At 53.5% G+C, this 11,941-nt stretch carries 10 protein-coding genes; 4 read left to right on the top strand and 6 right to left on the bottom strand.

Features of this window, described 5'->3' with window-relative positions:
• The first annotated feature begins 36 nt into the window (after nt 1-36).
• The gene (locus tag H4F65_RS14940; RefSeq protein WP_010278722.1) at nt 37-978 is read left to right on the top strand and encodes a carbohydrate kinase family protein; all 942 of its coding nucleotides are present in this window, start codon (nt 37-39) and stop codon (nt 976-978) included.
• 49 nt (nt 979-1,027) lie between these two features.
• On the opposite strand, the gene H4F65_RS14935 is transcribed toward H4F65_RS14940, so the two are convergent.
• The 3 genes from H4F65_RS14935 to H4F65_RS14925 form a co-directional block, all read right to left on the bottom strand.
• On the bottom strand, nt 1,028-2,056 hold the full coding sequence (locus tag H4F65_RS14935) for a 2-hydroxyacid dehydrogenase (RefSeq protein WP_010278718.1): 1,029 nt from the start codon (nt 2,054-2,056) through the stop codon (nt 1,028-1,030).
• Nucleotides 2,053-3,600: an FGGY-family carbohydrate kinase gene (locus tag H4F65_RS14930; protein ID WP_010278716.1), complete on the bottom strand. Its 1,548-nt coding sequence runs from the start codon at nt 3,598-3,600 to the stop codon at nt 2,053-2,055. Before H4F65_RS14930 ends, H4F65_RS14935 begins: the two co-directional genes overlap by 4 nt.
• A gap of 169 nt (nt 3,601-3,769) precedes the next feature.
• A complete protein-coding gene (locus H4F65_RS14925) occupies nt 3,770-4,075 on the bottom strand; it encodes an ArsR/SmtB family transcription factor (RefSeq protein ID WP_010278714.1) in 306 nt (101 codons plus the stop codon).
• Between the two features lie 87 nt (nt 4,076-4,162).
• Between H4F65_RS14925 and H4F65_RS14920 the strand changes: the two genes are divergently transcribed.
• The gene (locus tag H4F65_RS14920) at nt 4,163-5,251 is read left to right on the top strand and encodes an NADH:flavin oxidoreductase/NADH oxidase (RefSeq protein ID WP_010278711.1); all 1,089 of its coding nucleotides are present in this window, start codon (nt 4,163-4,165) and stop codon (nt 5,249-5,251) included.
• A gap of 46 nt (nt 5,252-5,297) precedes the next feature.
• Here the strand turns inward: H4F65_RS14920 and H4F65_RS14915 are convergent, their stop codons facing one another.
• The 3 genes from H4F65_RS14915 to H4F65_RS14905 are packed head-to-tail and all read right to left on the bottom strand — an operon-like array spanning nt 5,298 to nt 10,012.
• Nucleotides 5,298-5,705 carry a helix-turn-helix domain-containing protein gene (locus tag H4F65_RS14915; RefSeq protein WP_010278710.1) on the bottom strand — a complete coding sequence of 136 codons (408 nt, stop codon included), beginning with the start codon at nt 5,703-5,705 and terminating at the stop codon, nt 5,298-5,300.
• Between the two features lie 50 nt (nt 5,706-5,755).
• On the bottom strand, nt 5,756-8,854 hold the full coding sequence (locus tag H4F65_RS14910; RefSeq protein ID WP_010278706.1) for an efflux RND transporter permease subunit: 3,099 nt from the start codon (nt 8,852-8,854) through the stop codon (nt 5,756-5,758).
• A 30-nt stretch (nt 8,855-8,884) separates the two neighbouring features.
• Nucleotides 8,885-10,012, bottom strand: coding sequence for an efflux RND transporter periplasmic adaptor subunit (locus H4F65_RS14905; protein ID WP_010278702.1), 1,128 nt, complete (start codon nt 10,010-10,012; stop codon nt 8,885-8,887).
• Between the two features lie 134 nt (nt 10,013-10,146).
• On the opposite strand from H4F65_RS14905, the gene H4F65_RS14900 reads away from it, so the two are divergent.
• Both H4F65_RS14900 and H4F65_RS14895 read left to right on the top strand, forming a co-directional pair.
• Nucleotides 10,147-10,842, top strand: a complete 696-nt coding sequence (locus H4F65_RS14900) for a response regulator (protein ID WP_072014216.1) — start codon at nt 10,147-10,149, stop codon at nt 10,840-10,842.
• Nucleotides 10,814-11,896 carry an ATP-binding protein gene (locus H4F65_RS14895; RefSeq protein WP_236146226.1) on the top strand — a complete coding sequence of 361 codons (1,083 nt, stop codon included), beginning with the start codon at nt 10,814-10,816 and terminating at the stop codon, nt 11,894-11,896. The genes H4F65_RS14900 and H4F65_RS14895 overlap by 29 nt, the downstream gene beginning before the upstream one ends.
• Nucleotides 11,897-11,941 lie beyond the last annotated feature (45 nt).

Below are 11,941 nucleotides of genomic sequence, written 5' to 3'. Positions count from 1 at the left end.
GAATGTGAAGAAGCGGAATGTGAAGAAGGAGCGAGCGTGAGCCAATTTGATGCGGTTTTTGTTGGATTAACCATTCTGGATGTTGCCGGTCGGCCGGTGACCGGCTTGCCTGAAGGTGGTGGTGTACACTTTATCGACGAAATTCGCCTTAATCCCGCCGGTACAGCCAGCGGTGCGGCAATGAATGCCGCCAAACTCGGCATCCGCACCGCGACGGCGGCCTGTCTCGGTGAGGATGAGAAAGCCGATTTTATTCTGGCGGCCTATCGCAAGCTGGGCATTGATTGCTCGCTGGTGCAGCGAACGACAGCGGCATCGACCTCCGCGACCATTCTGACCATTCGGCCGGACGGCGAGCGTCCTGCGTTGCACTATCGCGGGGCGTCAGATCACCTGTTCATTGATGAGCAGGACTTTGACGCCGTATGCAATGCGCGCTTTTTACACCACGGCGGTACGGGTCTGCTGGCGAAAATGGATCAGGGACAGAGCGCGCGTCTGCTTCGACACGCTAAAGCGAAGGGGCTGACGACCAGTTTCGATCTGATTGCGCCAAATGCGGAGACACTGTCGCTGCTGACGCCACTGCTGCCGGATGTCGACTACTTTATGCCGTCGCTGGACGAGGCCGCGTTTATCTCCGGCCTGACTACACCGGCGGAGATTGCGGCTTTCTTCCTCGATCGCGGCGTCGGCACCTGCATTTTCAAGGCTGGTGCGAGCGGGTCTTACGTGTTCGGTCAGGATGTCACGCTGCACATTCCCGCCTATCGTGTGGCAGTATCGGACACGACCGGTTGCGGCGACAGCTACTGCGGTGGCTTTATTGCCGGTCTGGCAAAAGGCTGGGATCTGGAACAGGCCTGCCAGCTCGGTTCGGCCGTTTCAGGGCTGGTCGCCACCGGGTTGGGATCCGATGCAGGCGTGATTGACTGGGAGCATACGCTGAAGTTTATGGCAGAAGCGCCTACCTATTAGGAGGCGCTGGCCTATTAAGAGACGCTGACCTACCAGATCGGTGCCGCGCCTATTTCCATTCGTAAAGCAGCGGTTCGCCGCGAATAAACCGCTGTAGGTCGGCGGCGATCATCGCGGTGTGTTTCATCAGCGTCTCCCGCGTCGCGCCGGCAATGTGCGGCGTGAGTACCACGTTATCAAATTCGGTAATAAACGGGTGGTGACGCCAGAGCGGCTCGCTGTCGTAAACGTCAAGTGCGGCACCCGCCAGCCATTTTTCGCGTAGCGCCGCGATCAGATCGGCTTCGACAATAACGGCAGCGCGCGAGGTGTTAATCAGATAGGCGCTGGGACGCATGGTTCTGAGCCTGTCGAGGTTGACCAGCCCTTTGGTCTGCGGCGTGCTGTTCAGATGCAGGCTGATGAAATCGGACTGTGAAAACAACTCGTCCAGCGTAGTCTTGCGAATGCCCGGTTCGTCGATCTCTTCGGCGGCGACATACGGATCCGCTATCAGCAATTGCATACCGAAGGCACGTGCCAGCTTCCCGACTCGATGACCAATGCTGCCATAACCAATGATGCCGAGCGTCTTATTACGTAGTTCGCCGCCTTTGAAAACCTCATACGGGCTGTGTTTGTCTACGTCCCACACTACATCCTGTCGTAGCCCGTCCTGTGTTTGTAACGCGGTGTCGGTTTCACGCGTGAATTCGCCGCGCTTCAGCGCGCTATGGGCCTGAGGGATGTGGCGGGTGGCATTCAGCATCAGTGCCAGCGTTAATTCTGCTGCAGCATCGGCATTGCGTCCGGGCGTGTAAAGCACCGGAATACGACGACGGCGTGCGGCCTCGATATCGATGTTGACCGGATTGGCGCGAGTACAGGCGATAAGCCGCAGGTGAGGACACGCCCCAATGACGTGGGCGGTAATATCGTCATAGCTGGTGATGATGACGTCGGCGTCCTCCGCCAGACGAATCAGCGCCGCTTCGCTCAGTTTGGGCTGGCCGATGGCCCAGCCGTCCACAACCAGTTCTCCTAACGCCTGAAAGGCATCAAGGCTGCCGCCGTATTCGGCGGTAAATACGATCTTCATGAGGCAAGACTTTCCTGTGAGCTAGGGGCCGTGTGCGAACGCGCCGCGTTGTGATTGTCGAGTGCATTAAGCGCCTGAGCCCGTGCCTGCCAGAGCGGCTGTAGCTGGTCGCGCAGTTGGCGAAAAACCGGAAACAGTGTCTGGTACTGCCGATGGGCGTCGGCATCAGGAAGAAACGTTGACGCCTGTGCGTTGACGGCAGGAACAATGTTGGCACTTTCTCCGATGGACAGGGCGGCAAGGCGTGCAGCACCGCAGGCGCTCAGTTCCTTAACCGAACTGGCGATCACCCGCCGTCCGGTGCAGTCCGCGATAATTTGCAGCCAAATCGCTGAGGCGGCCCCGCCACCGGCGATGTAGAGATCGCCGTGGGTAGGGTAGCCGCTGAGCGAATCGGTAATCGCATACGCGAGCCCCTCAAAGACCGCGCGCAGCAAATGCGCGTTAGTGGTGGACTGCTCGATACCAAAAAATCCCGCTCGGGCCGAGGTGCTGTAAAACGGCGCGCGCTCGCCATTAAGGTAAGGCTGATAGAAAACGCCGCCGCTGCCAGGCGGCACGCGGGCAATACGTGCGTTGATTGTCTGAAAATCGGCACCGTCGGTCAGCGTGTTCAGAGCCCAGTCAATATTGGGCGTGCCAGACTGCATCGCGAACAGGTTGAGATAGTGGCCCGGCCAGGCGTGCGCGACAAACCGGGTTTGCAGGCTCACCTGCGTTAAACCACGGCACACAATGCCGGTGCAGCAGGTGGTGCCGAGAATGGTGAAAATGTCGCCGTCGTGAATAGCGCCGATACCCAGCGCGGCGGCAGACACATCCAGTGCGCCCGCACAGACGGGGATGCCTGCTGGCAGACCCGTTTGTGCGGCGACGGTATCGCTGAGCGTGCCGGCGATATCATCGGGATAAAGCAGCGGCGGAAAAAGCGGCCTAATCGCCTGTAAGTTCAGCTTATCCAGCACGGTTTTTGACAGCGTCTCGCTATGCAGATCCAGCAGCGACGTACCGGCATCGGTCAGTTCCAGATTAGCCTGTCCCGTCAGTCGAAAGCGAACCCAGTCTTTGGCAAAAAAGAAGTAATCGGCATCGTTCAGCGCATCTGGCTGATGCTGTGTCAGCCAGCGTAACTGCTGCGCGCTGTTACAAGGGAGCAGGGGAGAACCGGTTTCAGGAAAGAGCGTCGCTTCCAGATTCGGGCGCTGTTTAAGCCGATGAACCTGTTCCGCTGTTCGGGTATCGCTCCAGAGAATGGCCTGTCGTACCGGTTGCCCGTGGCGATCGCTTAGCCAGACGCCTTCACCCTGTCCGGCTAGCCCGATGGCGCGTACGCAACCCTGCTGTAGCGGTGGCGAGGTAGCCAGCGTTTTCAGGGTAGACAGCACGGCGTCCCACACCTGAGACATCTCTTGCTCGGCGTAGCCGGGCTGCGGCGAGTAGGTCACGGTGTTGGCTGACGCAATCAACACTTCGTTGAAATCGGCATCGAATAGCACCGATTTGACCTTTGAGGTCCCGATATCTATGCCAATGTAGTAATCCATGCGGTTCTGACCCTGCCTCGTAAAACCCGTATCAGCATCAGAGTAATGGAAAAATGGTGGCCGCTATATTCATAGAAATGCAAAGCAAAGCAGCAATGTTGGAATAGCGGGAAAGGGAGAATGAACGTGCGTGTGCAATGGCGGAACGGCCGCCATTAATGCTAAAAATTTACTCGGCGGATTGGGCCAGAATAGCGTCGAGCAGGCCGGGGAAACGCTGTTGCATATCACTGCGGCGCAGTCGGTTGATGTGCGTAGTGCCGATGTTGGTGGTATGCAGCAGGCCCGAGTCGCGCAACACGCGAAAATGGTGCGACACGCTGGATTTTGGCCGACCGCCGTCAAGTTCGCTACACGTTGCTTCTTCTTGTACGGATAAACAACGCACAATGGATAAGCGTACCGGATCGCTCAAGGCATACAGGACGCGCTCAAGGGTAAATTCTTCGGGGGTAGGGTGCTTAAAAGGTCTCATGAGCGAATTATAGCGTCAGGGTTGTCTAAAATCTATTATTCGAATAATATCGAAATATCGAAGTAACCAGACAAGGCAGAAAATATTATGTCCGCACTGTTTCAACCCTTCAAACTGAAAGACATCACGTTACGCAACCGTATTGCCGTTCCACCGATGTGTACCTATTCCGCGAATGATGGCCTGATCAATGACTGGCATCAGGTGCATTACGCTTCTCTGGCGCGCGGTGGTGCTGGGTTGGTTATCGTAGAAGCAACCGCGGTTTCCCCCGAGGGCCGCATTTCTCCGCACTGTACCGGCATCTGGAATGATGAGCAGGCGCAGGCGTTTGCCAAGGTTGCTAAATCCATTAAAGATGCAGGCTCCGTGCCGGGAATTCAGATTGCACACGCCGGACGTAAAGCCAGCGCTAACATTCCCTGGGAAGGCGACGACCATATCCCTGCTGGCGACTCACGCGGCTGGCAGACTATTGCGCCTTCCGCAGAAGCTTTCGGTGCGAATCTGTCGAAGCAACCGCAGGAAATGACGCTGGAAGATATCGCCCGCGTGCGTGATGATTTTGTCGCTGCCGCTCGTCGTGCTTTGGACGCTGGGTTTGAATGGCTGGAGCTGCACTTTGCTCACGGCTATCTGGCACAGAGTTTCTTCTCCGTTCATTCCAACAAACGCAACGATCAGTACGGTGGTAGCTTCGACAACCGTAGCCGTTTTCTGCTCGAAACGCTGGCTGCCGTTCGCGACGTGTGGCCACAGCATCTGCCGTTGACCGCCCGTTTCGGCGTAATTGAATTTGATGGTCGCGATGAGGAAACGTTGCAGGAATCGATTGAGCTTACGCGTCGCTTTAAAGCGGCAGGGCTGGATATGCTGAGTGTTAGCATTGGTTTCTCTACGCCGACGGCGAACATTCCGTGGGCACCTGCTTTTATGGGGCCGATTGCTAAACAGGTACGCGAGCAGGCCGATCTTCCTGTCTCTTCTGCCTGGGGTTTCGGCACGCCGGAACTGGCCGAGCAGGCTGTGGCATCGGGTCAGTTGGATCTGGTCATGGTAGGGAAAGCGCATTTGGCGAACCCGCACTGGAGCTATCAGGCTGCCCGCGAACTGGGCATCGATCGCGCCTCGTGGACGCTGCCAACACCTTACGCCCACTGGCTGGAACGTTATTAATTACGACTCATGATGACAGGCGGCCTTTGCCGCCTGTCGTTGCTGATCAATTTCTCTGTGGCATTGATGCGATGTCCAATAGTCCTACCCATTCAAGCAAGTTCATCTTTTGCTCGTCAGGCAGCCGCTTGATCTTCCCCGGAGTGAGGCCCGTATAATTTTTTATCGCACGGGTAAAGGTTTGTTGGGATTCATAACCGTTCTGAAGCGCAGTAATAATAACCGGTTCATTCCCTTTAATTAACTCAAGCACCGCCTTGCCAAGTTTGACATCTTTTATATATTTGCCCAGCGTAATCCCTGTCCGCTGTTTAAACACTCTCTGCATATGCCAGCGAGAAAAACCTGCGCGTTCCGCAACCATAGCGGTTGTGACAGGGTTGTCGTGTTGTTGCGCTATCCAGCGGATCAGTTCATCAATAATGCCCTGATGGTAAGTATATATTGATGACATGTGCCCCCCATAAACGAGGGCGCATCATAGGATACGCCCCTCACTAAAAATTAAGCCTTACGGGTAAATTTCTCGACCACTTTCATGACTGAGAAATAGAATACAGGGACGAAGAATATTGCCAGTATCGTTCCGCTGACCATACCGCCAAATACGCCCGTACCGATGGCATGTTGGGTTTCTGCGCTGGCTCCGCTGGCAATCATCAGGGGGACTACGCCCAGGGTAAATGCCAGAGAAGTCATCAGGATAGGTCGCAGGCGCATCCGCGCGGCTTCAATCGTGGACTCGAGTAAACCTTTGCCGCCCTCATGCATCTGTTTGGCGAACTCCACGATGAGGATCGCGTTCTTTGCCGACAGGCCGATGATGGTAATCATCCCGACCTTAAAGAAGACATCATTCGACATATCCCTCATCATGACAGCCAGCACGGCACCTAACAGACCCAACGGCACAACCATCAGGACGGACAGTGGAACGGCCCAGCTTTCATAAAGCGCCGCCAGTACCAGGAACACGACCAGCATTGACAGAACCATCAGCATCGGTGCTTCTGAGGCAGACTGCTGCTCCTGCAATGACAGACCTGTCCACTCAACGGAAAACCCTTCTGGCAGCTGTTCTGCCAGTCGCTCCATTTCTTTTATGGCATCCCCGCTTGAATAGCCTGCCGCCGCACTGCCGGTAATTTTAATCGCCTGATAGCCTTTATAACGCACCAGCTGCAGCGGCGAATTCTCCCATTTAGCCTGAACAAACTCGGAAAGCGGAACCATTCCGCCACTGCCATTACGTACGTACAGTTTGAGAATGTCCTCTGGTTGCATACGGTACGGAGCATCCGCCTGAATGATGACTTGCTGCATACGGTCAGCGTTAGGGAAATCATTAACATACAAAGAACCCACGGCACCGGATAACGTCTGGCTAATTTCATCAAATGCCACACCCAATGCGAAGGCTTTCTGGCGGTCGATTTGCAGGTTAATCACTTGCCCGTCGGGCAAGCCGTCAACGTAGACGCCCTGAACGACCTTGCTGCCCGCTGCCAGCTCCAGAAGTTTATTTTGTGCTTCTTTGAGGGCGGCATATCCTTTACCCGCCCGGTCTTCAAGACGCATGGCAAAGCCGGAAGAATTTCCGAGTTCGTCAATCGCCGGAGGCATCAGACTGTAGATCTCAGCTTCAGGGTGGCCATATAAAGCCTCCAGCACGTGACCGGATTCGGACGCTGCGGTCGCACCCTGACGTTTGCCCCAGTCTTTTAGCGTGGTAAATGCCATTGCCGAGTTTGGACCTGAACCGGAGAAACTGAATCCCATGATGGACAGGTTGGTTTCGATGCCTTCTCTGCCCAGCACGGTATCTTCAAACGTTTTCACTACGCCTAAGGTTCGCTCCTCCGTGGCATCCGAAGGCAGCTGAATTGAGGTCAGGAAATATCCCTGATCTTCCTCTGGCAGGAAGGAGGAGGGAACGCTCCTCATCGATAAGAACAGGACAACGCACAGCGCCGCATAGACGGCCAGCGACCTTCCAACTCGCTTCAACATTCGGGCAACGCCGCTTTCGTAACGGTCGGTCATCGCCGAAAACTTGCGATTAAACCAGCCGAAAAAGCCGCGTTTCTCATGGGCATTTTTATCAATCGGTTTCAGGAGCGTGGCGCACAACGCGGGCGTCAGGCTAAGTGCAAGGAAAGCAGAAATTAGTATCGAAACGGCCATCGACAGCGTGAACTGCCGGTATATGGTCCCGACCGACCCCGTAGCCATCGCCATGGGAATAAACACGGCACTGAGCACCAGCGTGATGCCGACAACCGCCCCGGTTATCTCTTTCATCGCTTTCTGCGTCGCTTCTTTCGGTCCCAATCCTTCTTCAGCCATGATGCGCTCGACGTTTTCCACGACGACGATTGCATCATCCACGATGATCCCTATCGCCAGAACCATGCCGAACATGGTCAACACGTTAATGGAAAAGCCTGACATCAGCATGACCGTGAACGTACCCAGCAACGCGATGGGAGCAACAATGGCGGGGATAAAGGTATACCTGACATTCTGTAAGAACAGATACATCACCAGAAACACCAGTACCATTGCCTCAATGAATGTGTGTACCACTTTCTCAATCGAAATTTTTACGAACGGAGTGGTATCAAACGGGATGGTGTATTGCATGCCTGACGGCATCGCTTTACTCAGGTCATCAAGGCGCAACTTAATTTGGTCTGCTGTTCTGACCGCATTCGCGCCTGGGGCAAGCTGAATTGCCGCGCCGGTGGAAATCTGCCCATTTTCCCGGGTTGAAAAGGTATAACTTTGTGGCCCAAGCTCCAGACGGGCAACATCAGAAAGTATCACCCGCGAGCCGTCCCGGTTCGATCTCAGAGTGATATTGCCAAACTCTTCAGGCGAACTGAGTTGGCCTTTCACCAGTAAAGGGTAAGTGACCTGCTGGCCCGGCACCGCGGGAGAATCGCCGGTTCGGCCAGGGGATATCTGGGCATTCTCTGCGGTGATCGCCTGACTAATATCGTTCACCGTCAGGCGATATTGATTGAGTTTGATCGGATCGATCCACACGCGCATGGCTTTTTCCGCCCCAAACAGCTGGACTCGACCTACACCCTCAACCCGACGTAATTCTTCAAGCATATTACGGGAGAAATAATCGCTTAAATCGCTGTCCGACATCTGCCCCTGCTTCGAGGAAAGCCCAATAATCATCAGAAAGCCTGAGGACGATGCTTCAACATTGAGGCCATTCTGTCGTACCACCTGGGGCAATCTTGGCTCGACGATTTTAATACGGTTTTGCACGTCAACCTGAGCCAGCTCGGGGTCGGTACCGGGCTTAAAGGTGACGGTAATGGTTGCCTGTCCCGTGGTATCACTGGACGATTCAAAGTAGAGCAGGTTTTTAACCGAAGACAGTTCACGCTCAATTAAAGACACGACGTTGTTGTTCATCATCTCAGGCGTAGAACCCGCATAAGTGGCGTAGATATTGACACTGGGTGGGGCCACGGAGGGATAACGGGCAACGGGCAGTTTGGGGATGGCAATCATCCCGAACAGCACAATAAACACGGCAATGACCCAGGCAAAGACAGGGCGATTAATAAAAAACTGCGGCATAGAAAATCCTGAATAATAGTGAGGGTGGGGTTACGGGTGTGTACCTTGTGCCAGTTGCAGAGACATTCCGTCCTGTAATCTACCCATCCCCTTGATAACTAACTGGTCGCCAGCTTTAAGGCCGTTTGTGATTGAGAATTTAGCGCCAACGGCCTCTCCCAGCTCAACCTCGACAGATTTCGCCTTACCCTCATCATTGAGCCAGACATGCGTTTTAGTGCCTTCACGTACCACGGCTTCACGCGGAACCATCAGGCCTTCTTTGTCCAGCAGGTGTGAGACTTTTGCCTGAACATACATGCCTGGCAAAAGGGTTCTGTCCGGGTTATCAACCAGCAGACGCATCACCACGTCCCCCGTACCCGTATCAACGCTGACGCCGGTAAACAGGATTTGTGCTTTGTTGCTATAGGGCGTTCCATCAGCAGAGACAATGGCGGCGGACGCCGCATTTTCGCCACTGACTCCTGTGCCTGCGGCGGCGCGCAGTGCGTTCATTTGCGCGGCAGGCTGTCGAACATCAACATACACTTTGTCGATCTGCTGGACCGTTGCGAGAGCCTGACTGTCACTGGCACTGACCAGCGCGCCTTCAGTAATAAAATTTTGATCAACCCGCCCACCGATGGGAGATTTCACCGTTGAATAGGAGAGATCCAGTTGTTTGCGTTCGAGAATGGCACGCGCCTCAGAGATAGCCGCTTTTGCCTGCTCAGCAGTGGAAAGCGCCTCCTCATAATCCTGGTCGCTGACTGCACCTGAATGCTTTATCTTCGCAAGGCGGCTGGCTTTAGCTTGCAGCTGTCGGTAACTGGCCTGTGCTTTTTGCAATGCGGCGGCCGCACTGTTTACGTCAGCTTTAAACGGCGCAGGATCGATCTGGAATAATGCTTGCCCCGGTGTTAATTCACTTCCCTGGCTAAACTGCATTTCAGTGACGATACCGCTCACTTGAGGTCGAATCTGTGCGATACGAAAAGCGGCCACCCGTCCCGGAAAAGTTTGCTCACGAGACACCGGTTCTGCGGTCAGTGTCTCTACGTTCACGATGGCCGGCATCTCTTCGGTTTGTGTGGCGGTTTCGGAACCTGAATCACAGGCTGATAAAAGCCAGAAGAGGGATAACACACTTATTTTCGTCGTTCTGTTAAGCATCATTCTCGTCATTTCCTGATATTTAAAATAGATATCACATGCTAGAATGATTATATAATTCATATGTTTACATTAAGTGTAGGTTGTGTGGAGATGGTGTGGAGAGCGATAAAGATGAGCGGATATCTGGAGCAAAAATGAAAAACATCAAAATCCTGTTGGCAGAAGATGAAAACGAAATTGCAGAAATTCTAACCGCTTATCTGGTGAAAGAAGGTTTTACTGTGGTGAGAGCGAAGGATGGCCTTGAAGCGATTTCACTTTTTTTTGCCGAATCGCCCTCATTCGTGATCCTGGATATTCGAATGCCGCATGTTGATGGCTGGCAGGTTCTGAGTGAAATCAGGCGGGATAATGATGTGCCGATCATGATGCTAACCGCGCTGGATGCGGATATTGATAAGATTCAGGCTTTGCGGACTGGAGCCGACGATTACATCGTTAAACCCTTCAACCCTGCCGAGGTAATCGCAAGGATTCACGTCATTTTAAGGCGCATGTCTTTTCACCGCACCGATAAAAACCCACTCTCGTTCAGCACGCGTCATATCGATCTGAACGTCAATCATCACACAGTCGTGATTAAAAATACCTATACCGATATTGGCAGCCAGCTCACGTCGACAGAGTTCAAAATTCTGCTCCATCTTATTCGCTACCCAAAAAGGGTATTTTCACGTCAGGAGATCCTGGAGTATTGCCTGCCGGAGGGCGAAGCCAGTGAGCGAACGGTGGACAGTCATATCAGCAAGTTGAGGAAGAAAATTGAACAGGCGGGGTTATCCTCTGTACCTGAGAGTATTCGTGGCTTTGGCTATCGGCTTGGAGACTAAGATGGTGAAAACCGGCATTCGTTATCAGCTCTTCATCCTGACGTCTAAAGTGGCGCTCAGTACGCTCATCCTCCTGTCCTTGGTTTACAGCATCTATATCATCACTTTTGCTGATGTGCGGGATGAATATAGCTGGATACCCACTACCCATGACTGGGTTCTGACGTTGATTTCTGGTTTGTTATCTTCTGTGGTCGCGTTGGGTTTTGCCTGGTCCTTTGCGCGAAAAATCATTATTCCATTGAATGCCGTGGCCGAAAGCGCCCGCAAGATTGCGGAAGGCCGGCTTAGCGCAAGAGCAACACATAGCGTTCGGGAAATCCGTGAGGCGGCATTACTGGTTGATGATTTCAATGCGATGGCCAGTAAGCTGGAAGTGATGTCTAGTGAAATGAAGAAATGGAATGCCGCCATCGCTCACGAATTGAGGACACCCGTTACCATTTTACAAGGCAGGATCCAGGGCATTCTGGATGGCATATTTGAGAAAGACGATCGGCAATTTTTACTGTTGCTCAATCAGACTGAAGGTTTATCGAGACTTATCGATGATTTAAGGGTGTTAAGCCTTTCCGATAGCGGTCAGCTCTACCTTTATCGTGAAACCGTACAGATGGAGCAGTTGATCGTAACCAGCGTCGAACTCTTTCGTGATGAACTCGAGAAGAAAGGCCTGACACCCGCTATTGAGGCGGATCAACTCACTGGTTTTGTGGACAAAATCCGTATCAGTCAGGTTTTATCAGCGCTGCTGAGTAATGCCATTAAATATTCTGTTGCCGGTAAAATTCTCATTACCTGTCATTGGGTAAACCGCGACATCCGTATCACGGTGGAGGATGAAGGGCCAGGCATTCTGCCACAGGATATGACGGCGATATTCGACGCTTTTTATCGCGCTGATACTGTGTGCTCGGCGAAAACAGATGGCTCAGGGCTTGGGCTAGCCGTAGTGAATGCTATCGCAAGGGCGCATGGCGGTCAGGTAAGTTGCAGAGACAGTGCCTTGGGAGGAAGCTGTATTGAGATCGTGCTTCCCGCTGAAATTAACTAAACTGAATTTTCTTCGGTATGGCTGTTGCGGCTGCAACGTCATACC

The sequence above is a fragment of the Pectobacterium brasiliense genome (assembly GCF_016950255.1).
Classification (GTDB): Bacteria; Pseudomonadota; Gammaproteobacteria; order Enterobacterales; family Enterobacteriaceae; genus Pectobacterium; species Pectobacterium brasiliense.
Note: the sequence above shows the minus strand (reverse complement) of the source record. Positions and strands in the feature narration are given on the sequence as shown.